Here is a 22,494-nt window from a genome sequence, read left to right as displayed (position 1 = left end):
CCGCTCAGGCGAAAGACTTGGCGAAGCTGTCGATTGCAGCCTTCAGCTTGCCCTTGACGTCGTCGGAGATCGCCTTGTCCTTGCGGATGGTTTCCAGGATGTCCTTGCCTTCCGAACGCATGTAGGAAAGCAGGCCCTGCTCGAACTTGCCGACCTGGTTGACCGGAAGCTTGTCGAGGTAGCCGTTGACGCCAGCGAAGATCACAGCGACCTGCTCTTCCGTCTTCAGCGGCGAGAACTGCGGCTGCTTCAGGAGTTCGGTCAGGCGGGCACCACGGTTCAGGAGGCGCTGCGTAGCGGCATCGAGGTCCGAGCCGAACTGCGCGAAGGCGGCCATTTCGCGATACTGGGCGAGTTCGCCCTTGATCGAGCCGGCAACCTGCTTCATCGCCTTGATCTGAGCGGCCGAGCCAACGCGCGAAACCGACAGACCGACGTTAACGGCCGGACGGATGCCCTGGTAGAACAGGTCGGTTTCAAGGAAGATCTGGCCGTCGGTGATCGAGATCACGTTGGTCGGGATGAACGCCGAAACGTCGTTGCCCTGCGTTTCGATGACCGGCAGAGCCGTCAGCGAACCGGCGCCATTGTCGTCCGAGAGCTTTGCAGCGCGCTCGAGCAGGCGGGAGTGCAGGTAGAAAACGTCGCCCGGGTAAGCTTCGCGGCCCGGCGGACGGCGCAGCAGGAGCGACATCTGACGGTAGGAAACGGCCTGCTTGGACAGGTCGTCGTAGCCGATCAGGGCATGCTTGCCGTTGTCACGGAAGTATTCACCCATCGCGCAACCGGCGAACGGCGCGAGGTACTGCATCGGAGCCGGATCGGACGCCGTCGCAGCAACGATGATCGAGTACTGCAGAGCGCCGCGCTCTTCCAGAACCTTCACGAACTGGGCAACCGTCGAACGCTTCTGGCCAATTGCGACGTAGACGCAATACAGCTTGTCACCTTCCGGACCATTGTCGTGAATGGCCTTCTGGTTGAGGATCGTGTCGAGGATGATGGCGGTCTTGCCGGTCTGGCGGTCGCCGATGACAAGCTCGCGCTGGCCACGGCCAACCGGGATGAGGGCGTCGATAGCCTTGAGGCCGGTCGACATCGGCTCATGCACCGACTTGCGCGGAATGATGCCCGGAGCCTTGACGTCAACGCGCGAGCGCTGCTTGGCGTTGATCGGACCCTTGCCGTCGATCGGGTTGCCGAGCGCGTCAACGACGCGGCCGAGCAGCTCCGGACCAACCGGTACGTCCACGATGGCGCCAGTCCGCTTTACGGTGTCGCCTTCCTTGATGTCACGGTCCGAACCGAAAATAACGACACCGACGTTGTCGGCTTCGAGGTTCAGCGCCATGCCGCGAATTCCACCCGGGAATTCGACCATCTCGCCTGCCTGGACATTGTCGAGGCCGTAGACGCGGGCAATACCGTCACCGACGGAAAGCACCTGACCGACTTCGGAGACTTCTGCTTCCTGGCCGAAATTTTTGATCTGATCTTTGAGAATTGCGGAAATTTCCGCGGCGCGGATATCCATCAGCCGACCTCTTTCAGTGCAAGCTTAAGGGTAGAGAGTTTGGTGCGAAGGGAAGTGTCAATCTGGCGGGACCCGACCTTGACGATCAGACCTCCAAGAATAGACGGGTCGACGGTGACGTTGACCGCCACGTCTTTGCCGGTGACGCTCTTCAGCGTCGCCTTCAATTCGTTTTGCTGCGCTGCGGTGAGCGCATGCGCCGACGTTACGTCGGCGGAGATTTCGCCACGATGGCGCGCGGCGATCAGGCGGAACGCCTTGATCATGCCCGGCAGCGCGAAGAGGCGGCGGTTACGGGCAACGACCTTGAGGAAGTTGCCGACGAGCCCGGAGATACCGGCCTTTTCGGCAACTGCCGAAATGGCCTTGAACTGGTCGTCTGCAGAAAAGACCGGGCTTACGATCAGCCGCTTCAGGTCGTCGCTGCCATCGATCAGGGCCTGGACGCGGGTAAGATCCGCACCGACTGCCTCGATGGAACCGGCGCTCAGCGCAAGTTCAAAAAGCGAGGACGCATATCTTTCTGCAACACCGGAAATAAGCTGGGATGTGTCTGCCACGGGCACAAGCTTCTCTCAATTTCATTCAAGAACCGAGCTGGCGGTGGGCCGTCAACTTAACATCTTGAATTTGCTGCAATAACTTGCAGGATATCGAGGCCTGGCGACCCACTTCCCCCGCAATTCGCGGTTCGTCTAGCATAGGATGTTTGGACTCGCAACACGCGAACGGCAGGAATGCGGCATAAGTCGGCCACCTTTGGCCGAATTTTGCCGTAAATTCGTTTCCTGCGTTGTGAATCGCGAAACGACCCGCGCGCGATCAGATCATGCCGAAGACGTAGGCGAGCGGAAGGATGGCGAGTGCCGCCTGGATGAAGAGCGCCAGCCAGTTGTAGACCGTGCCGCCATTGTCACTCATCATCGAGAGAATTCGGCCGAAAGCGGCAAGGGCGAAAGCTGCCCCCATGGCAAGGTAGACCATCGGCTGCGCCAGCAGGATCGCAGCAAGGCCCAACCCGACATGCATGCCGCCCATGGTGGAGCGCGCTTCGGCGTAGCCGCCGCGCCGTCCCTCGGCAAGGCCGATGCCGGCCGCGCGAAAGGCGAGCCGCGGCGCAAACAGCATGACGACGCCGATCAGCGCCGCAGCCGCGGCGGCGCAGAAGGCGAGGAATTCGCCGGTTTCCGTCGGAATGTAGAATTCCATGTCCGTTCCCGCTGATGAGCCCGTTATCATGCCGCCCCATCCTGTTGCCGAGACGAAGCGTGCCTGACCTCTAGCGCATGTCGCGGCGGTTGTGAATCGCCCGCGGCCTCATCAATGCGACGATCACAGGAAACTTGAGCCTAAAGGAAGCTCTGGGGATCGATGTCGAGCTGGACGCTGATCGAGCCGCGCTCTTTGGGGCCGGCGGCGATCATCGCCTTGACGAAGGCCTGCATGTCGCTGTTGCGCCGACCATGCACCAGCAGGCGGAAGCGGTGCCGCCCGCGGATCAGCGCCAGCGGCGCTTCCGCGGGGCCGAGAATGGTGATGCCATCGGTCCGGGGCGCTGCCATGCGCAGGCCGCGCGCGTGGCCTTCGGCATCCTGGCGCGTGTCGCCCGAGACGATCAGCGAGGCGAGCCGGCCGAAGGGCGGCAGCAATGCCTTCTCGCGCTCGGCGATCTCGCGGTCGTAGAAAGCGTCGGCATCGCCGGAGACGATCGCCTGCATCACCGGGTGCTGCGGCTGGTAGGTCTGCAGCAACCCCAGGCTCTTGAGGCCGGTTCGCCCGGCGCGGCCGGTGACCTGCGAGAGCAGCTGGAAGGTCCGTTCCGCCGCACGCGGATCGCCGTTCGCCAGACCGAGGTCGGCATCGACAATGCCGACCAGTGTCATCAGGGGGAAGTTATGCCCCTTGGCAACGAGCTGGGTGCCGATGACGATATCGGCTTCACCACGCGTGATGGCCTCAAGCTCCAGCCTCAGCCGTTTGACGCCCATCAGGTCGGAAGAAAGCACGATGGTGCGCGCCTCGGGGAAATGCCGCTCCACCTCTTCGGCAATCCGCTCGACACCCGGGCCGCAGGCGACCAGATGATCGAGCGTGCCGCATTCCGGGCAGGCTTCCGGCGTGCGTTCGGAATAGCCGCACTGGTGGCACTGGATCTGCCCGCGGAAGCGGTGTTCGACCAGCCAGCTTGAGCAATCCGGGCACTGGAAGCGATGGCCGCAGACGCGGCAGAGCGTCAGCGGTGCGTAGCCACGCCGATTGAGGAAGAGCAGCGCCTGTTCGCCACGCTCGACCGCCTTGCCGATCTGGTTGATGAGAACCGGCGAAAGGAAGCCACCGCGCGCCGGTGGATGCTGGCGCATATCGACCACGCCGAGCCGCGGCAGCGCCGCATCGCCGAAGCGGGTCGGCAGGTGGATCGGCTTGTAGCGTCCGACCTCGCCATTGACCCGGCTTTCGAGCGACGGCGTCGCCGAGACGAGCACGACGGGAAAGCCGGTGATGCGACCACGAACAACCGCCATGTCGCGCGCATTGTAGAAGACGCGATCTTCCTGCTTGTAGGCAGGGTCGTGCTCTTCGTCGACAATGATGAGACCCAGCTCCTCGAAGGGCAGGAACAGCGCCGAGCGGGCGCCTGCAACGACGCGGACCGTGCCGGTCGTCACCTGGCGCCAGACTTTTTCGCGGGTGCGCGGCGCGAGGTCCGAATGCCACTCGGCTGGCTTGGCGCCGAAACGATCCTGGAAGCGTTCGAGAAAGCTCGACGTCAGCGCGATCTCGGGCAACAGGATCAGCACCTGCTTGCCCGCCCGAAGGGTCGCGGCGATTGCCTCGAAATACACCTCGGTTTTGCCGGACCCGGTGATGCCGTCGATTAGCGACACCGAGAAACCGCCCTCCTCTACCGCTGCCAGCAGATCGGCCGCCGCATCCTTCTGCGGGCCTTCGAGCCGGGGCGCGACGAAATCGGGATCGGGCAAGGCGACGACGGGCGGCGGCGCCATGAAGACGGTCTCGAAGACCCCTTGCTGGGTCAGCCCTTCGATCACACTCGACGACGTGCCGGCGGCATGCGCCAGCCCTGAGCGCGTCCAGGAAAAACCGTCGCTGGCGGCAGCGATCACGCGCTCGCGCGCCGCCGTCATGCGCTCCGGCCGCATCTCCGTCAACCGCAGGGCTTCCACCATCGGTTCCGGATCGAAGGCCGCCGGTGCGCGGAGCGCCATCCGCGCAACCAGCCCAGGCGGCGTGACGGTATAGGCGGCAACCCAATCGAGAAAGGTCCGCATGTCGCGCGTCAGCGGCGGGCAGTCGAAAGCCTTCTCGATCGTCTTGAGTTTCTTGGCATCGACGCTCCCGTCATCGTCGCCATCCCAGACCACGCCGACGACGAGGCGCGGCCCGAGCGGCACCTGCACGATCGAGCCCGGCTCGACCGCCATGGTGTCGGGAACCGCATAGGAATAGGCTTTCGGCGCCGGCATGGGCACCAGGACCGGCACGACGCGACGGGCCGAAACGGGCCCGAGCAAATCGCCGAATAAATCGGTTGAATCGCGAGTCATTTTGCCGTGACCTTGCCACGTGTTTCGGTTAAAGAAAACTGCGCTGCGAACCGCAGCCTTGCAGGCCGCAGGGTTTGTCACGGTTCCACCAGAGTTTCAACGCGCGCGATCTCTGCCAACGGAATTCCTCCCCGGTAGATATGCGCCCGAACGGCAATCGTGCCCCAAGGGAGTGACCCCATGAAATTTTTCGTTGATACCGCCGACGTCAAGGAAATCCGCGAGCTGAACGATCTCGGCCTTCTCGATGGCGTCACCACCAATCCGTCGCTGATTCTGAAGTCGGGCCGCGACATCACGGAAGTCACCAAGGAAATCTGCTCGATCGTCGACGGCCCGGTTTCGGCTGAAGTAACCGCCACCGAATACGCCGAGATGATGAAGGAAGCGGCCGTTCTCGCGAAGATCGCCGACAACATCTGCATCAAGCTGCCGTTGACGCTCGACGGCCTCAAGGCCTGCAAGGCGCTGACCTCGGACGGCCACGAGACCAACGTGACCCTGTGCTTCTCGGCCAACCAGGCGCTGCTTGCCGCCAAGGCCGGCGCCACCTTCATCTCGCCCTTCGTCGGCCGTCTCGACGACATCGCCTTCGACGGCATGGACCTGATCCGCGAGATCCGCCACATCTACGACAACTACGGCTACGAGACCGAGATCCTTGCTGCCTCGATCCGCACCGTGAACCACGTCAAGGAAGCCGCCCTCATCGGCGCCGACGTCGTCACCGCGCCGCCGGCCACGCTGAAGGCTCTGGTCAAGCACCCGCTGACCGACAAGGGCCTCGAAACCTTCCTGGCCGACTGGGCCAAGACCGGTCAGAAGATCGCCTGATTGTTTCGGGAATGAACAAGAAGACCCCGCAGCGATGCGGGGTTTTTTGTTGCCTACTCGTCGTCGTCCATCAGCCCAGTCAGCCGCATGCCGTCGATCCAGGTGGCACTGTCCTTGCGGATCACCCGGCGCGGACGGATGCCTGAGCGCTGGCGCACTTCCTCCGCCAGCCTTTCCGAATGGGTGACGATCCAGATCTGGCTTTCGCGTGAGGCGCTGGCGATCATGTCGGCAAGCGCCGGCAGCATGTCCGGATGCAGGCTGGTCTCCGGCTCGTTCAGCGCAATGAAGCGGGGCCGGCGATAGGACAGCAAGGCGGCCGCCAGCGCCAGGAAGCGCATCTGCCCATCGGAAAGCTCGCGCGGCGAAAACGGCCGGTTGGGAAAATCCGGAAAGACCAGCGAGAATTCGGCGAACTGACCGGGCTCGGGAACATCGAGATAGGCGCCACCGAAGGCATCGGCGATAGCACGGTCGAGGTCGACCGTATCCTGACGTGTGTGCCTGAGCGTCGCAAAGACCGCGGCCATGTTAACGCCGGTCTCGTCGAGCATCGGCGCCGTCACGGCGAGACAGGGCAGCCGAAGCGGCGAATCGCGATCCGTGCGGAAGCCGTGGAAGAACCGCCATTGGTCGACCGCGCGGCGAAAGGTTCCGACCTCCGGATAGTGACCGGCGTCGCCGAGCAGCGAAATCGCCGTCTCCGAGGTCAGCGCCGTTTCCGGATAGTCCTCCATCCGTCCGCGCTCGCCGCGCACGAAAATGCCTGGCCCGGATCGTTTCATCATCGTCACCGGCCGCCTGCCGGTTTCGACCGTCAGTTCCTCTTCCTTGACCTGAGGCTCATAGGCAAAGCCGGCGGCAGCCAATGGCGGACGAAGCCCTGCCTCGATGCGGTAGCGAAAGGTGATCGCCCGTTCCTCGTCCAAGAGTTCGGTTTCCAATCGGATGCGCGCCGGCTTGTCGCCGCGACGGCGGCCACTCCAGAGCGCCGACGACATGCCGCCCTCTTCGGCGATCTCGCGCGCCAAGGTCCCGCGCGTGGCGGATTGCACGAGCTGAAGCGCCCGATAGAGATTGGATTTGCCGACGCCGTTCTCGCCGATGAACAGGTTGACCCCGGTCAGATCCATGCGGATCGACTTCAACGAACGGTAGTTTTCGGCAAACATGGATTGAAGCTGCATGGCTCAAGACCTAGCCGATCCGCCGCCCGGCGTGAAGCCGGCAGACATGGCGGGCCGGTCGTCAGAGCGCGGCCGCCCCCTGCAACCGGGGCTGGAACGATGCGTCCGCATCCATGGCCAGATCGAAGACCGTGTGCCGTTCGAGTGCCTTCGTCACCTCGCCGGGCTCGCCTTCCAGCGCATCCGGCGAGATCAGGTTGCCGATGCGGAAGTCGAAGTGGTCGCCCTTCTTGTTGAGCAACTCATGAAACACGGTCATGTCGCGCAGTTCCGTCGACCACTTGGCGAACCAGTAGAACAGGCCGGAATTGCGGGCGCTCAAATGCACAGGCAGGATCGGCAGACCGTACTTGCGTGCAAACCCCACCGCGGACGTCTTCCATGGTCGCTCGTTGAGGCAGCCGTCCGCCCAGAAGGCGATGCGCCCGGACGGAAAGAGCACCGTCGCCTTGCCTTCGCCGATCGCCCGGTTGGTCACCTGCAGCGTCTCGCGCGCCTTCAGCTTGCTCTTGTGCTCTTCGCGCCATTCGACCGGGATGACCATTTCGACGAAACGCGGATTGACGCGGATGGCGTCGCGATTGGCGAAGAACATCATGTCCGGCCGTCGTGTTTTCAGCAGGTCGAAGACGGCGATCCCGTCGGCAATTCCGGTCGGATGGTTGCTGACCAGCAGGAAGCCGCCCTTGGTCGGAATCCGCTCGGCCCGGTCGACCCGCACATCCAGCGACAGAAGCGAACTCAGATGTTCGAAGGCCTGAAAGCCGGGCATGTTGGCGACCGCATCGGCAAACTCGTGTGCCTTGCGATAGTTCAGCAATGCATAGAGGAAGGGTCGCACCAGCGGCCACATGGGGCTCTTGACGATGCGCTGCCCGCGCTCGGCAATCAGGGTATCGACGATGTGACCAGGCTGCCCCTGCGAGACCAGGGCGATTACTTCAGCAAAATGTGCGAATCCGTTCACCGAATCCCGTCCCGCCATAGTCCGATCCGATTCTTTCCGGCTGAACATCGCAATTCTATATGATCGAAGAATGACAGATTCCAAGGACGCATTAGCAAAAACATAAGATGCGTCAGAGCATTGTCGCGAATGAAGCATCTTGGAAAATGACAATGAACGAGCTCCTCGTCATCGGCCATCCGGAACTCCTCGCCGAGCGTCAGCGCTGGCTCGACGGGCTGATGCGGGAACGTCGCCTCTCGGATAACACTGTCGAGGCCTATGAGCGTGACACGCGCCAGTTCCTGACATTCCTGACCGGGCATTTGGCTGGACCGCCGCGACTTTCCGATATCCGCACGCTGCGGCCAGCGGATCTGCGTGGCTTCCTCGCCCAGCGCCGCAAAGGGGGCGCCGGCGCTCGCACGCTCGGTCGCGGGCTCGCCGGGCTGCGCTCGTTCCTTCGCTTCCTCGAGCGCAACGGTCTCGCCAATGCCGCCGGCGCCACTGCGGTGCGCTCGCCGAAGCAACCGAAATCCCTGCCGAAACCGCTGACCGATCGCGATGCACTCAACGTCGTGACCGCAGAGGCACAGCTTGCCGAGGAGCCCTGGATCGCCGCCCGCAATGCCGCGGTACTGACCCTGCTTTACGGATGCGGCCTGCGCATTTCCGAGGCGCTCGGCCTGACACCGGGCGAATTTGCCGGTACGCCCTCGTCGCTGCGCATCGTCGGCAAGGGCGGCAAGACCCGCCTCGTGCCGCTGATCGAAGCGGCGCGCCAAGCCGTTGCCACCTATATCAAGCTCTGCCCCTATCAGATCGCGGCCGATGAGCCGCTGTTTCGCGGCGCCCGCGGCGCCAAGCTGCAGCCCGCGATCATCCAACGCGAAATGCAGAAGCTGCGCGGTGCCCTCGGCCTGCCGGACACGGCAACGCCGCATGCGCTGCGCCACTCCTTCGCCACCCATCTGCTTGCCGGCGGCGGCGATCTCAGAACCATTCAGGAGCTTCTTGGCCATGCCAGCCTGTCCACGACGCAGGTCTATACCGGCGTCGATTCCGCACGGCTTCTGGAAATCTATGACCGCGCCCATCCGCGCGCCTGATTTTCGGCGAAACCATGGATTAACCATGCCCCTTAAGGAAGCCGTGACCGGCCCGGGCCTAGGGTTCTGCAACGACCGTCCGACCGTCGGGGAACAATGATGACCGCCTTTGCGAGACCTGATCGAAACCTGCCACGCAACCTGCTCGCATGGGTCACGGACGGTACACTCTGGCTGATTGCCCTGCTGCACCTCGTCCTGGCCGCCAGCCTCGTCGTGACCCTCTTCTTTGTCGCGGAAGCCGATGCGAAGGAAGCCGAATGCGGCGGCTCGAATGTCCTGACGGCCCTTGCCAAGTCGGACCCGACAAGATTCGCAGCACTCGAATCGGAGGCCGCAGCCGTTCCGAACGGCAAGGGCATCTTCTGGAAGATCGAGAAGGACGGCATCGCACCTTCCTGGCTGCTCGGCACCATGCACGTCACCGATCCGCGTGTGCTGGCGCTCCCGACCGAGGCGCCGGCCGCCTTCGAGGCAGCGTCCACCGTCATCGTCGAATCGGACGAAATCATCGACGAGAAGAAGTCGGCCGCCGCGATCCTGATGCGGCCCGACCTCACCATGTTTCCGGACAACAAGACGATCGCCGACTTCCTGAAGCCCGGCGATCGTGAAAAGCTTGAAGCGGGCCTCAAGGCGCGCGGCATTCCGCTGACGCTGGTGGCGCGCATGAAGCCGTGGATGATCGCGAGCTTCGTCGCCTTGCCTGCCTGCGAGATCACCCGCAAGGCGACGGGCGCCTCCTTCCTCGACAAGAAGATTGCCGAAGATGCGGTCAGCCAGGGCAAAGCGCTCAAGGGCCTGGAGTCGCTGATCGAACAGCTCGCGGCGATGGACTCTCTTCCGACCGAACTGCACCTGCGCGCCCTCATCGAGACGCTGGCGCTCGGCAAGACGATCGACGACGTCTTCGCGACAATGACCGACCTCTACCTTGCCGGCGACACCGGCATGATCATGCCGATGATGAGGGCCGTCGACACGACGTCGAGCGACGATTTCGGCTATGCCGATTTCGAGCAGCGCATCATCGTCGACCGCAACAGGACGATGGCAACGCGCGCCGAACCAATCCTGAAGAACGGCGCGGCCTTCATGGCCGTTGGCGCGCTGCACCTGCCGGGCAAGGAAGGCCTGGTCGAACTGCTGCGCGCCCAGGGCTTCACAGTCACGCGCGCCAACTGACAGCGCCGGCCGGCGGAGGATGTCGGCCGGAACTACGCTTAGCCCTGCACGCTCGCACGCGAAACGACTTCGGAAGTGGGCGCCATAGCGCCGTCACCCTCGATCCTGCCCAGGCGGCGATAACCCCAAAACGCGGCGCCAACGATCAAGACACCGGCGGCGAGCGCGATGGTGAAGCCGGCCTGCACACCGAAGCGCGCGACCACCGCCCCTGACACCGCCGCCCCCGCCGCAACGCCGACCCCGAGACCGGTGGTCAACCAGGTCAGCCCCTCCGTCAGCTTCGACGGCGGCACGGCGATTTCGCCAATGCTCAGGGCGACGATCATCGTCGGTGCGAAGAACACGCCCGAAACGAACATCATCGTTGCAAGGCTGCCGATCCCGCCGACGAACAGGAGCGGCAACGTGCTGGCGGCCGTCATGCCCGCACCGATCAGGAACAGCTTCGGCAGCGGCAGGCCTAGCCTGACTGCGCCAAACGCCAGACCGGCGATGCAGGAACCAAGCGCATAAAGCGAAAGCACGAGGCTCGCGGCGGCCGGTCGTCCCTCGGCCTCGGCAAAGGCCAGGCTGACCACATCGATCGTGCCGACGATCACACCCATGCCGGCAAGCGCCGCGATAAGTACACGCAGCGCCGGGTAACGAAGAACCGAACCCGGCGCCATCGTCTCGGCCGGTTTGACGGGTGGCTCGGTTCCCTTCTGCAACACGAAGGCGGTAACGCCCACGACAAGGAATACCGCGGCTGCCAGCGGTCCGGCCTCGGGAAACAACCCGACACTCAGGCCGACCGCAATGGGAGGCCCGACGATAAAGCAGATCTCGTCGAAAACGGATTCGAGCGAAAAGGCGGTCTTCAACTCGGGGCGACCGCGATAGAGTTGGGTCCACCGCGCTCGGGTCATCGCCGACATGCTGGGCGTGCATCCCGCGAGGATCGCAAAGACGAAGAGCGTCCAGTCAGGGGCCTGCCAATGGGTTGAAGCCAGCAGGGCCGACGTGCCGAGAATACTGAGCACCGTGGCAAGCGGCAGGATGCGGCCCTGACCGAACCGATCGACGAGCCGCGAAACCTGCGGCGCCAGCAGTGCCGAGGCCAGAGTGAACGCCGCGGCCACGCTGCCGGCAAGCCCATAACTGCCGCGAGCCTGCGCCAGCATGGTGATGATGCCGATCCCCATCATCGACAGCGGCAGGCGCGACACCAATCCCGCCAGGGTGAAGCCCACCGTGCCTTTGGCGGCAAAGATCCGTGCGTAGGGATTGGCCATGGAACCTCCTGCAAAACCTGTTTTAGCGCCGCGTCACTAGCATACGCAATGTATGTCAGTGATATTGACATACGCACCGCATGTCAATTAACGTACGCTACGTATGCAAAAGGAAGGGAAAATGCCAAGGCGCGCGCGTAGCGACATGATCGCGGAGACGAGGGGAAAGCTGATCGCCGCCGCGCGGGATGCCTTCAGCCGGCTCGGCTACGCCGAGACCTCCATGGACGACTTCACCGCTTCGGCCGGCCTCACTCGCGGCGCGCTCTATCACCATTTCGGCGACAAGAGAGGCCTGCTACGTGCTGTCGTGGAGACCCTGGACGCCGAGATGGATGTGCGGCTCGATGCCGCCTCCGGGGCCGCGGATCTATGGGAAGGGTTCGTGCGCCGTTGTAAACTCTATCTGGAGATGGCGCTCGAACCGGAGATCCGACAAATCGTGTTGACGGACGCACCGGCAGTTCTCGGCGCAAGCGTGCTGGAGCCGAGCCGGCGGCAATGCCTCGCTTCGCTCGCCGCCCGGCTTTCGGCCATGATGGCCGAGGGCGTCGTGCGTCAGGGGGATGCGGAGACATTGGCACGGCTGATCAATGGCGCCCTCGCCGATGCGGCGCTCTGGATTGCAGAGGCGAATGATCCGGTTACGCGCTTGGCCAGCGCGAGCGACAACTTGGACGTGCTGCTCTCTGGGCTGAAGAACGAGATCTCAGCTTAGCCGCCCGGACCCGCCACCCGCGCCAAAAGGGTCGGCACGATCATCTTGTGAAACGGCGTGACTGCCGCAAGGTAAACCCGCCCGAACGCATTGTGCCGCCGGACGAGCGTGGTGACGCCGACGATCTGGTTGACGGCGGACCCCGCCCTGACGTCCACGACGATGCGAAAATCGAGATGTTTGTCGTCGAAGCCGAGCACCACTTCGTCATCGCTTTTCGACAGCACCGGGAACGCCCCGACCAAGCCGAAACGACCCGGCTTCGGCGCGGCCGACTTCAGGCCGACGACAGAGACTACGCCGTTGCGAAGCCGCAGAAGCTCGCGGATCCATCGCGGCGAGCGGCCAAGCGAACGCTCGGCTGCTTCCGCAGCGGTCACGCCCTTGCCGTCAAGGGCAAGCTCGAATCGGTCGGCCCAATCTGCTTCCGGTAGATGCCGGTTCGGCAGAGAGATGGCCACGGCTCTCGGTTTCATGTTTCCTCCTGATGCCTCGGCATCGATTGCGATGTGAAACATGATTGCGCCGCTGACCGGCACGGGACAGGAGGCCGCTTGTCGCAGCCCTCGGGCCAATCGTCACATCCCGCCTTGCGCAACGGACCATTGTTCCCCAAGCACCAGGCCCTTCCCTTCCATCGGCCAAGCTGCATAACTCAAGCGGAACGTTGCAAATTCTGGAGACGAACAATGGAAACCAGCTATGACACGCGCGAACTCGAAATGGTCGTGCTGATGACGCCTGACATGGCGAACTTCAGCGGCAAGGTCCACGGCGGCGCGCTGCTCAATCTCCTGGACCGCGTGGCCTTCTCCTGCGCTTCGCGCTTTTCGCAGCAATATGCGGTGACGCTTTCGGTCGACCAGGTGATCTTTCGCCAGCCGATCCATGTCGGCGAACTCGTCACCTTCCGCGCTGCGGTCAACAATGCCGGTCGCACCTCCATGGAAATCGGCATCCGGGTCGAGGCCGAAAACATCCGCAGCGGCGAACGCCGCCATACCAATTCCTGTTATTTCACCATGGTCGCGGTCGACGCCGACGGAAGCCCGACACCTGTTCCTGCCCTTGTCACCGATACCGCCGACCGCAGGCAGCGGCAGCGCGCGGCAGAGGCACGGCGCACCCTCAGGCGCGAGTTCGAAGAGCGTTTCCACGCGATCAGGTCTGCTTCTGAGGAGTGAGGCTGTCGCCGGGACCAGAAAGGCCGATGGCAATAATGTCAGCAAGCGCTGACGTTGCGCAGGCGAACAGCAGCCGGCACGCCTGAAACGCGCGGCTGGAAACAGGGGGCCGCGTTGGCGCAACCCCCTGCATGATCCTTACATGTGGATCGGCTTGAAGAAGGTCGAAAGTGCGGCTTCCTTGACCGCTTCCGACATGGTCGGATGCGCATGGCAGGTGCGGCCGAGGTCTTCCGACGAACCGCCAAATTCCATCAGCACGGCGATCTCGTGGATCATCTCGCCGGCGCCGAAGCCGACGATATGGCCGCCGAGAACGCGGTCGGTTTCCTTGTCCGCAAGGATCTTCACGAAGCCGTCGGTGGCGAGCATTGCGCGCGCGCGGCCGTTGGCGGTGAATGGGAACTTGCCGACCTTGTAGGCGACGCCTGCAGCCTTCAGTTCTTCCTCGGTCTTGCCGACGGAAGCGACTTCCGGCTGGGTGTAGACGACACCCGGGATCACGTCATAGTTCACGTGACCGGCCTGACCGGCGAGGATTTCCGCAACGGCGACACCCTCATCCTCGGCCTTGTGGGCGAGCATCGGGCCGCGCACGACATCGCCGATCGCGTAGATGCCGGCAACGCTCGTCTGATAGTGATGGTCGATCTCGACGCGGCCACGCTGGTCCATGACGACGCCGGCCTTGTCGAGGCCGAGGCCGTCCGTGTAGGGCTTGCGACCGGTGGCGATCAGAACGACGTCGGCATCGAGCGTCACGGCGTCACCGCCCTTGACCGGCTCGAAGGTCACCTTGGCGCCCTTGCCGTCCTTGACGACGCCGGTCACCTTGGCGCCGAGCTTGAAGTCCATGCCCTGCTTGGCGAGCATGCGCTGGAACTGCTTGGCAACCTCGCCATCCATGCCGCCGAGGATCGAATCGAGATACTCGACGACGGTCACCTTGGCGCCGAGGCGCGCCCAGACCGAGCCGAGTTCGAGGCCGATGACACCGCCGCCGACGACGATCATGTTGGCCGGGACCTTTTCGAGCGCAATGCCGCCCGTCGACGAGATGATAACCTTCTCGTCGATGTCGACCTTGACCCCCGGAATGCCCGCGACGTCGGAGCCGGTGGCTATCACGATGTTCTTGGTTTCGAGGATCTGCTCCTCGCCCTTGTCGTTGGTGACCGAGACCTTGCCCTGGCCGAGCACCTTGCCGGTGCCCTGGATGCCGTCGATCTTGTTCTTCTTGAACAGGAACGAAACGCCCTCGACGTTGGCCTTAACGGTCGCGTCCTTGTGCGCCATCATCTTTTCGAGGTTCAGCTTCGGCGCGGCGACTTCGACGCCCAGCGCGTCGACGCCGTGGGCAACCTGGTGGAACATCTCGGAGGCATGCAGCAGCGCCTTCGACGGGATGCAGCCGATGTTGAGGCAGGTGCCGCCATAGGTGGCGCGCTTCTCGACGACGGCAACCTTCAGGCCGAGCTGTGCCGCCTTGATGGCGCAGACATAGCCGCCGGGGCCGCTGCCGATAACGATGAGATCATAAGCCATTTGCATATCCTTCCTTCAGGACGGTTACCGCCCGCCGCTGACATTGAGAATTGACCCCGTCACATAAGTCGCCTTGTCTGACAGGAGGTAGAGAACCGCGTCAGCCACTTCCTCGGCCGTGCCGGGTCGCTGAACGGGAATGGTGGAGGCGAGATCGCGCGCCCGGTCCGGCAGGCCGCCGGACGCGTGAATCTCGGTATCGATGATGCCGGGGCGGATCGCGTTGACGCGAATGCCTTCGGTCGCGACCTCGCGTGCGAGGCCGATGGTAAGAGTGTCGATCGCGCCCTTCGAGGCGGCGTAGTCGACATACTGGCCCGGAGAGCCGAGCACGGCAGCGACCGAGGAGATATTGACGATGACGCCGCCCTCGTGCCCGTAGCGTGTCGACATGCGGCGGACCGCCTCCGCCGCGCAGCGGATGGAGCCGGTGACGTTGATGCGGAACATGCGCTCCAGCCGCTCGGGAGACATCTCGTCCACCCGCTCTGTCGGCCCGACAATGCCGGCATTGTTGACGAGACCGTCCAGCCGGCCGAAGGCCGTATCGACGGCGGCAAAAATCGCCTGGATATCCGCCTCCGAGCCGACATCGCCCTGAACGGCGATCGCCGTGCCCCCGGACCGCACGATCGCGCCGACAACCGCATCCGCCGCATCGCGGTTCGACGCATAGTTGACGGCGACGCGCCAGCCGGCTTTCGCTGCGCCGAGGCAGATTGCTGCGCCGATGCCGCGGCTGCCGCCGGTCACCAGGAGAACGGGGCCGGCACTCATGCGGCGCATCCCTTCAGCGTGAAGGCGTCCCAGCTGTCGGCTTCCGCCCTGCCCTTACCCCAAGCGGTCGAAGCCCTGAGCGATGGCCCGAAATCAGGGAGCAGCAGTTGCTCGGCCGCCGGTTCGGTCTCGGCGGGGATCTCGCTGATCGCGCCGACCTTGTCGAGTGCATAAACGACGCCCTGCCATACCGTGCAGGCGCGCAGTTCCTCGCCGGTCGCATCCCCCTCGGGGCAATTGTGCATGATCAGCCCAGTCGCGCGCTCCGGCTCGCCCGCCGGCATCACCACGCCGTCGAGCAGCAGGCCCGGCTTCAGGACCGCCACCTTGAAATGATTGCTGGTCGCCGCACTTTCCGAGCCGACCGGCTCGAAGCGCAGCTCATAGCCACCATCGCGGTCGCCGTAGATCGCGTGCGACTGCTTGCAGTCGGCGGCAATCGCCGGTGCGGCGAGGGCAATGCCGAAAAGCGCGGAAATGAGGCGACGAAGAACCATGATCAGGCGGCCTTCTCCGTCGCGAGCTTGACGCCGAGGGCGATGAAGACCACGCCGCTGGCACGATCGATCCACTTGCTGGCGCGAGTGAAGGCGGCACGCATGCGCGGCGTCGTCATGAACAGGCTGACGCCGACGAACCAGAGGATCAGGCACGAGGCCATGACAAGGCCATAGCTGAACTTGACGAGGATCGGCGTATGGGCGCTGACGACCGTGGAGAAGATCGACAGGAAGAAGAACACCGGCTTGGGGTTGAGCGCATTGGCAGCAAATCCAAGACCGAATGCCCTGGCAGCCGACTGGCTCTTGGCCGGATCAGCGCTTTCGGTGCGGTCGACCTTGATCTCCGTCTGGCCGGCACGCAGCGCCTTGACCCCGATATAGATCAGGTAGGCAACGCCGCACCATTTGACGATGTTGAAGAGGTAGATCGACTGCGAAATGATCAGTCCGAGGCCAAGGATCGTATAAGTCACATGGAACATCAGCGACGTGCCGATGCCGAAGGACGTGATGATCGCCGGGCGGCGGCCATGCACGATCGACTGGCGCATGACCATTGCAAGGTCCGCTCCCGGAGAGACGATGGCGAAGGCAAAGATCGCCATCAGCGATGCGAGTTCGAGAAGGTACTGGCTCATGATTTTGCGACCGGTGCGTTGAAGGCCCAGACGTGGCCGAAGGGATCCTGAATACGCGCGTAGCGTGCGTGCCAGAAGGTATCCTGCGGCTCCAGCACTGTCGATGCCCCGGCGGCAACCGCCCTGTCATAGGCTGCATCGACGTCGGTTGACGCAGGAAGGTTGAGGCTGATCGCCACTCCGGTGCCGCCGATCGTTTTCGGCGACAACACGCTTCCGCCGAATTCGGGAAACTCGTCGTGCAGCATGACCTCGCCGCCATAGATCGCGAGATTGGCGTGCATCACCCGCTTGCCGTCCTCGGCCATCGCATGGAAGCTGTTCACCGCGCCCAGGGCCTTCTCGTAGAAAGCAATGGCAGCAAGCCCGTCCTTGACGCAGATATGCGCCTGGATCGGCGGAACGTTGGGTCCGAATGCCATGCCAATCTCCTCTTGCCTTGCCGCAGAGATGCTATGCCATGAGCCGGGCGACCATCAGCAACAGTGCGATGATCGACACGAACCAGACGATGGAGCGCAACACAGGAATGCCGGCGACATAGAGGCCGGTATAGACCACCCGTGCCAGAATCCACGTCACCGCACCGATCGCACCAAGACCGCCGGTCTTGCCGGTCACCGCCAATGCAAGCGCAAGGGCGACGAAGGCAGGGTAGGTTTCCAGCATGTTGCGAAGCGACCGCAGCAGACGTCCTGCCACGATGCTCTTCGAAACGCGCTGCTCATCCCGGGGGCCAAGCAGGTATTTGACACCGAGGTCTCCGGCGAGGTCAAGCGACAGCGCCTGCACCAGGATGTGAGCGACCAGCAACACGACGCTCCAGCCGAGCACCCAGACTTCAGTCGACGCGGCTGCGGCTTCCATCACCCCTCGCACTCTCAGGATCAATCCAGATCAGTATCACGTTCCCGGCGCGGCAAACCGTCTCGGCAAGGGTGGCGGGTGAACGCTGAACCACTGTCTCCGACAGGCATGACGATCGACGGGGGCGCGCAGAGGCGCCCCCGTTTGTTCAGAGATTAGAGATCGAGAACCAGACGTTCCGGATCTTCCAGGCTTTCCTTGACGCGGACGAGGAAGGTCACGGCTTCCTTGCCGTCGACGATGCGGTGATCGTAGGAGAGCGCGAGGTACATCATCGGACGGATGACGACCTGGCCGCCGATGGCGACCGGGCGATCCTGGATCTTGTGCATGCCGAGGATACCCGACTGCGGCGCGTTGAGGATCGGCGAGGACATCAGCGAGCCGTAGACACCGCCGTTGGAGATGGTGAAGGTACCACCCTGCATGTCGGCCATCGAAAGCGCACCGTCACGGGCGGCCTTGCCGAGGCGGCCAATGTCCTTCTCGACTTCGGCGATCGACATCTGGTCGGCATCGCGAACGATCGGAACGACAAGACCCTTGTCCGTGCCGACGGCGACGCCGATGTGGCAGTAGTTCTTGTAGATGATGTCGGTGCCGTCGATCTCGGCGTTGACGGCCGGGATTTCCTTCAGCGCGTGGGTGACGGCCTTGGTGAAGAAGCCCATGAAGCCGAGCTTCACGCCATGCTTCTTCTCGAAGATGTCCTTGTACTTGTTGCGCAGCGCCATGACGGCGCTCATGTCCACCTCGTTGTAGGTGGTGAGCATGGCCGCGGTGTTCTGTGCGTCCTTGAGGCGGCGTGCAATCGTCTGGCGCAGGCGGGTCATCTTGACGCGCTCTTCGCGAACGACGTCTTCCGCCGTCGACGGAGCACGGGCCTGAACCTTGGCCGGCTCGGAAGCGGCCGGCGCAGAGATGCCCTTGGCGACGGCAGCGAGCACATCACCCTTCAGCACCTGGCCACGCTTGCCGGAGCCATCGAGCTGGTCAGCCGAGAGGTTGCTCTCAGCGAGCAGCTTGGCAGCAGCCGGTGCCGGCGGCATCGACGAGGCGGCCGGAGCAGCAGCAGCAGCCGGAGCGGCAGCAGCAGGCTCGGCCTTCTTTTCAGCAGCGGCAGCCGGAGCGGCTGCAGCGGCGCCGGCGGCACCTGCAGCGATCTGGCCGAGCAGCGCGCCAAGACCGACGGTCTCGCCGGCCTGGGCGACGATTTCGGAGAGCGTGCCTGCGGCCGGTGCTGGAACTTCGATCGTCACCTTGTCGGTTTCGAGTTCGAGCAGGGGTTCATCGGCCTTGATGGCGTCGCCGACCTTCTTGAACCAGGTGCCGACGGTCGCTTCGCTGACGGATTCGCCAAGGGTGGGAACGCGGATTTCTGTTGCCATGATTTTTGTTCCGTTGATCAGATATCTGTTTCTATTGGCTCAGAGCGAGGGGAGCATCAGCCCCCCAGCGCGTCCTCGAGGAAGGCGGCAAGCTGCGCCAAGTGCTTCGACATCAGGCCCGTCGCCGGCGAGGCGGCGGCCGGACGGCCGGTGTAGCGCACGCGCTGATACTTGGCGTCGATATGGGCGAGAACCCATTCGAGGTACGGGTCGATGAACGACCAGGCGCCCATGTTCTTCGGCTCTTCCTGGCACCAGACCATCTCCGCGTTGCGGAAGCGGCTGAGCTCGTTGATGAGCGCCTTGGCCGGGAACGGATAGAGCTGTTCGACGCGCAGCAGGTAGATGTCGTCGATGCCGCGCTTTTCGCGTTCTTCGAGCAGGTCATAATAAACCTTGCCCGAGCAGAGCACGACGCGACGGATCTTGGAATCCTTCTGCAGCTTGATCGGGCCGTCCTTGATGACCTCGGCGTCATCCCACAGCAGGCGGTGGAACGAGCTTTCGCCGGCCATTTCCGACAGGCTGGAGATCGCACGCTTGTGGCGCAACAACGACTTCGGCGTCATCAGGATCAGCGGCTTGCGGAAGTCGCGCTTCACCTGGCGGCGCAGGATGTGGAAGTAGTTCGCCGGCGTCGTGACGTTGGCGACCTGCATGTTGTCTTCGGCGCAGAGCTGCAGGAAGCGTTCGAGGCGGGCGGAGGAATGCTCCGGACCCTGGCCCTCATAGCCGTGCGGCAGCAGGCAGACGAGACCCGACATGCGCAACCACTTGCGCTCGCCCGAAGAGACGAACTGGTCGAAGACGACCTGCGCACCGTTGGCGAAATCGCCGAACTGGGCTTCCCAGAGGGTCAGCGCGTTGGGGCGGGCAAGCGAGTAGCCGTATTCGAAGCCAAGAACCGCCTCTTCCGAAAGCATCGAGTTGATGACTTCGTAGCGGGCCTGGGTCGGCGCGAGGTTCGCGAGCGGAATGTAGCGCTCTTCGGTCTGCTGATCGTAGAGAACCGAGTGGCGCTGCGAGAAGGTGCCGCGTTCGCAGTCCTGGCCCGACAGGCGGATCTTGGTGCCCTCGATGCAAAGCGTGCCGAAAGCAAGCGCTTCGGCCATGGCCCAGTCGACGCCTTCGCCGGTCTGGATCATGTTGGCGCGGTTTTCCATGAAGCGCTGGATCGTGCGGTGCGCATTGAAGCCTGCCGGGATCTCCGAGATCTTGCGGCCGACTTCCTTGAGCTGCTTCATCGGCACCGAGGTCTTGCCGCGGCGCTGTTCATCCTGGTTGTCGGCCGAGCGCAGGCCCGACCAGGCACCATCGAGCCAATCGGCCTTGTTCGGCTTGTAGGACTGGCCGGCCTCGAACTCCTGCTCGAGGTGAGCACGCCAGTCGGCCTTCATCTTCTCGACTTCGCCTTCGGTGATCAGGCCTTCGGCAATCAGTCGGTCGGAGTAGAGCTGGACGACGGTCTTGTGGGCGCGGATGACCTTGTACATCTTCGGCTGGGTGAACGCCGGCTCATCGCCTTCGTTATGGCCGAAGCGGCGGTAGCAGAACATGTCGATGACGACAGGCTTGTGGAACTTCATCCGGAATTCGGTGGCGATCTTGGCCGCGTAGACAACCGCTTCCGGATCGTCGCCGTTGACGTGGAAGATCGGCGCTTCGATCATCTTGGCGACGTCGGACGGATAGGGCGACGAACGCGAGAAGGCCGGATTGGTGGTGAAGCCGATCTGGTTGTTGATGATGAAATGCACGGTGCCGGCGACGCGGTGGCCGCGCAGACCCGAAAGGCCGAGGATTTCGGCAATCACGCCCTGGCCTGCGAAGGCAGCATCACCGTGCAGCAGCAGCGGCATGACCTTGGAACGTTCGCGCAGCGGGATGATGTCGCCTTCAAAGACGGTCGCCATCTGGTCCTGTTTCGCACGGGCCTTGCCCATGACCACAGGGTTGACGATTTCGAGGTGCGAGGGGTTCGCCGTCAGCGACAGGTGAACCTTGTTGCCGTCGAACTCGCGGTCGGAGGAAGCACCGAGGTGGTACTTCACGTCGCCCGAACCTTCGACGTCGTCAGGCGCGTAGGACCCGCCCTTGAACTCGTGGAAGATGGCGCGGTGGGGCTTGGCCATGACCTGCGAAAGCACGTTCAGACGGCCGCGGTGGGCCATGCCGAGCACGATTTCCTTCAGGCCTTCCTGGCCGCCGCGCTTGATGATCTGCTCGAGCGCGGGGATGAGCGATTCCCCGCCGTCGAGACCGAAGCGCTTGGTGCCCTTGTACTTGACGTCGATGAACTGCTCGAAGCCTTCCGACTCGATCAGCTTCTGCAGAATCGCCTTCTTGCCTTCAGGCGTGAACTCGACGCCCTTGTCCGGACCTTCGATACGTTCCTGGATCCAGCCCTTCTCTTCCGGGTTGGACATGTGCATGAACTCGACGCCGATCGTCGAGCAGTAGGTGCGCTCGAGGATCTCGACCATCTCGCGAACGGTCGCGTATTCGAGGCCCAGCACGTTATCGATGAAGATCTTACGATCGAGATCCTTGTCCTCGAACCCGTAGTTCGAGGGGGAAAGCTCGTTGTAGTCTTCGACCGGGGCAGCAAGGCCGAGCGGATCGAGCTTGGCATGCAGGTGGCCGCGGGCGCGGTAGGCACGGATCATCATGATGGCGCGGACGGAATCGCGCGTCGCCTGGTGGATGTCGGCGGCGCTGGCAACGGTACCGGTGGCGGCAGCCGTTTCCTCAACCTTCGCCTTGACCTTCTTCTCGATGACCTTCTCGACCGTGCCCCAGTCGCCATCGAGCGCCGAGACCAGTTCACCATTGGCCGGGATCGGCCAGTTGTTCTTTTTCCAGGAGGCGCCCTTGGCTGCCTTCACCACATCTTCCGGCCGGTCGGCGAGCGCCTTGAAGAAGGCCTGCCATTCGGCCGACACGGACGCCGGGTCCGCCTCGTAGCGTGCATGGAGCTGCTCGATATAGGCGGCGTTGGCGCCGTCCAGAAACGAAGTGAGCTGGAATTGCTCGTTGGCCTCTTGCCTTGTCATGGTCTCACGCGGACTGTTCTGTCCGCCTCCTGACTGAAGTTGGGTTGCCGGGTATCCCGGTCGTTCATGTTCGTTCGGCGCGTCCGGGCGCCGGGCCTTTTTCCTACGATGCCGCGCATCCTTGAGGACGCGCCGGGTCACCGTGGCACTTCATTGCCGCGTATCCTGATCTTGCATCAGCCA

The 22,494-nt window shown here is 63.5% G+C and carries 21 protein-coding genes; 5 read left to right on the top strand and 16 right to left on the bottom strand.

Annotated elements, in window-relative coordinates; genetic code table 11:
• Positions 1-4: 4 nt before the first annotated feature.
• The 4 genes from atpA to AB4Z53_RS09135 all read right to left on the bottom strand — a co-directional run bounded on the left by atpA (position 5) and on the right by AB4Z53_RS09135 (position 5,100).
• The gene (gene atpA, locus AB4Z53_RS09150; protein WP_057255020.1) at positions 5-1,534 is read right to left on the bottom strand and encodes a F0F1 ATP synthase subunit alpha; all 1,530 of its coding nucleotides are present in this window, start codon (positions 1,532-1,534) and stop codon (positions 5-7) included.
• Positions 1,534-2,094 (bottom strand): F0F1 ATP synthase subunit delta, encoded by a 561-nt coding sequence (locus AB4Z53_RS09145; protein ID WP_441595597.1) that lies wholly within the window; start codon positions 2,092-2,094, stop codon positions 1,534-1,536. Before AB4Z53_RS09145 ends, atpA begins: the two co-directional genes overlap by 1 nt.
• Before the next feature lie 262 nt (positions 2,095-2,356).
• A complete protein-coding gene (locus tag AB4Z53_RS09140) occupies positions 2,357-2,743 on the bottom strand; it encodes an AGROH133_08824 family phage infection protein (protein ID WP_291153233.1) in 387 nt (128 codons plus the stop codon).
• Positions 2,744-2,883: 140 nt separating this feature from the next.
• The gene (locus AB4Z53_RS09135) at positions 2,884-5,100 is read right to left on the bottom strand and encodes a primosomal protein N' (protein WP_441595596.1); all 2,217 of its coding nucleotides are present in this window, start codon (positions 5,098-5,100) and stop codon (positions 2,884-2,886) included.
• Between the two features lie 180 nt (positions 5,101-5,280).
• Between AB4Z53_RS09135 and fsa the strand changes: the two genes are divergently transcribed.
• The gene (fsa, locus tag AB4Z53_RS09130) at positions 5,281-5,934 is read left to right on the top strand and encodes a fructose-6-phosphate aldolase (protein ID WP_043613920.1); all 654 of its coding nucleotides are present in this window, start codon (positions 5,281-5,283) and stop codon (positions 5,932-5,934) included.
• Positions 5,935-5,987: 53 nt separating this feature from the next.
• Here fsa and AB4Z53_RS09125 read toward each other — a convergent pair whose 3' ends face one another.
• Together AB4Z53_RS09125 and AB4Z53_RS09120 are read right to left on the bottom strand one after the other, a co-directional pair.
• Positions 5,988-7,121: an AAA family ATPase gene (locus AB4Z53_RS09125; RefSeq protein ID WP_441595595.1), complete on the bottom strand. Its 1,134-nt coding sequence runs from the start codon at positions 7,119-7,121 to the stop codon at positions 5,988-5,990.
• A 61-nt stretch (positions 7,122-7,182) separates the two neighbouring features.
• Positions 7,183-8,106, bottom strand: coding sequence for a GNAT family N-acetyltransferase (locus AB4Z53_RS09120; RefSeq protein ID WP_441595594.1), 924 nt, complete (start codon positions 8,104-8,106; stop codon positions 7,183-7,185).
• A 134-nt stretch (positions 8,107-8,240) separates the two neighbouring features.
• On the opposite strand from AB4Z53_RS09120, the gene AB4Z53_RS09115 reads away from it, so the two are divergent.
• On the top strand, positions 8,241-9,176 hold the full coding sequence (locus AB4Z53_RS09115) for a tyrosine recombinase XerC (RefSeq protein ID WP_441595593.1): 936 nt from the start codon (positions 8,241-8,243) through the stop codon (positions 9,174-9,176).
• 99 nt (positions 9,177-9,275) lie between these two features.
• Positions 9,276-10,361, top strand: a complete 1,086-nt coding sequence (locus AB4Z53_RS09110) for a TraB/GumN family protein (RefSeq protein WP_441595592.1) — start codon at positions 9,276-9,278, stop codon at positions 10,359-10,361.
• A 38-nt stretch (positions 10,362-10,399) separates the two neighbouring features.
• Here the strand turns inward: AB4Z53_RS09110 and AB4Z53_RS09105 are convergent, their stop codons facing one another.
• Positions 10,400-11,638 (bottom strand): MFS transporter, encoded by a 1,239-nt coding sequence (locus tag AB4Z53_RS09105; RefSeq protein WP_441595591.1) that lies wholly within the window; start codon positions 11,636-11,638, stop codon positions 10,400-10,402.
• Positions 11,639-11,759: 121 nt separating this feature from the next.
• Here AB4Z53_RS09105 and AB4Z53_RS09100 point away from each other — a divergent pair, with 121 nt between their 5' ends.
• On the top strand, positions 11,760-12,356 hold the full coding sequence (locus AB4Z53_RS09100) for a TetR/AcrR family transcriptional regulator (protein WP_441595590.1): 597 nt from the start codon (positions 11,760-11,762) through the stop codon (positions 12,354-12,356).
• Here AB4Z53_RS09100 and AB4Z53_RS09095 read toward each other — a convergent pair.
• On the bottom strand, positions 12,353-12,832 hold the full coding sequence (locus AB4Z53_RS09095; protein ID WP_113535255.1) for a DUF2867 domain-containing protein: 480 nt from the start codon (positions 12,830-12,832) through the stop codon (positions 12,353-12,355). The genes AB4Z53_RS09100 and AB4Z53_RS09095 overlap by 4 nt on opposite strands.
• A 213-nt stretch (positions 12,833-13,045) precedes the next feature.
• On the opposite strand from AB4Z53_RS09095, the gene AB4Z53_RS09090 reads away from it, so the two are divergent.
• Complete coding sequence (locus AB4Z53_RS09090; protein ID WP_441595589.1) at positions 13,046-13,540, top strand: acyl-CoA thioesterase; 495 nt, start codon at positions 13,046-13,048, stop codon at positions 13,538-13,540.
• A 138-nt stretch (positions 13,541-13,678) separates the two neighbouring features.
• Here AB4Z53_RS09090 and lpdA read toward each other — a convergent pair whose 3' ends face one another.
• The 8 genes from lpdA to AB4Z53_RS09050 all read right to left on the bottom strand — a co-directional run bounded on the left by lpdA (position 13,679) and on the right by AB4Z53_RS09050 (position 22,311).
• Positions 13,679-15,085: a dihydrolipoyl dehydrogenase gene (gene lpdA, locus AB4Z53_RS09085; RefSeq protein WP_291153208.1), complete on the bottom strand. Its 1,407-nt coding sequence runs from the start codon at positions 15,083-15,085 to the stop codon at positions 13,679-13,681.
• Between the two features lie 24 nt (positions 15,086-15,109).
• On the bottom strand, positions 15,110-15,862 hold the full coding sequence (locus AB4Z53_RS09080) for an SDR family oxidoreductase (protein ID WP_113535426.1): 753 nt from the start codon (positions 15,860-15,862) through the stop codon (positions 15,110-15,112).
• Positions 15,859-16,359, bottom strand: a complete 501-nt coding sequence (locus AB4Z53_RS09075) for a hypothetical protein (RefSeq protein ID WP_441595588.1) — start codon at positions 16,357-16,359, stop codon at positions 15,859-15,861. The genes AB4Z53_RS09080 and AB4Z53_RS09075 overlap by 4 nt, the downstream gene beginning before the upstream one ends.
• Before the next feature lie 2 nt (positions 16,360-16,361).
• Entirely contained in the window at positions 16,362-17,003 is a 642-nt protein-coding gene (locus AB4Z53_RS09070) for a LysE family translocator (protein ID WP_441595587.1), read from the bottom strand.
• On the bottom strand, positions 17,000-17,425 hold the full coding sequence (locus AB4Z53_RS09065; protein WP_441595586.1) for a VOC family protein: 426 nt from the start codon (positions 17,423-17,425) through the stop codon (positions 17,000-17,002). Before AB4Z53_RS09065 ends, AB4Z53_RS09070 begins: the two co-directional genes overlap by 4 nt.
• A 31-nt stretch (positions 17,426-17,456) precedes the next feature.
• Positions 17,457-17,870 (bottom strand): MAPEG family protein, encoded by a 414-nt coding sequence (locus AB4Z53_RS09060; RefSeq protein WP_113535261.1) that lies wholly within the window; start codon positions 17,868-17,870, stop codon positions 17,457-17,459.
• Positions 17,871-18,025: 155 nt separating this feature from the next.
• On the bottom strand, positions 18,026-19,258 hold the full coding sequence (gene odhB / locus AB4Z53_RS09055) for a 2-oxoglutarate dehydrogenase complex dihydrolipoyllysine-residue succinyltransferase (RefSeq protein WP_291152729.1): 1,233 nt from the start codon (positions 19,256-19,258) through the stop codon (positions 18,026-18,028).
• Positions 19,259-19,314: 56 nt separating this feature from the next.
• Positions 19,315-22,311 carry a 2-oxoglutarate dehydrogenase E1 component gene (locus AB4Z53_RS09050; RefSeq protein WP_113535263.1) on the bottom strand — a complete coding sequence of 999 codons (2,997 nt, stop codon included), beginning with the start codon at positions 22,309-22,311 and terminating at the stop codon, positions 19,315-19,317.
• Positions 22,312-22,494: the final 183 nt, after the last annotated feature.

This window comes from Ensifer sp. 2TAB8 (genome assembly GCF_052115125.1).
Taxonomy (GTDB): domain Bacteria; phylum Pseudomonadota; class Alphaproteobacteria; order Rhizobiales; family Rhizobiaceae; genus Ensifer.
The sequence above is the reverse complement of the archived record's forward strand: the minus strand, read 5'-3'. Positions and strand labels throughout refer to the sequence as shown.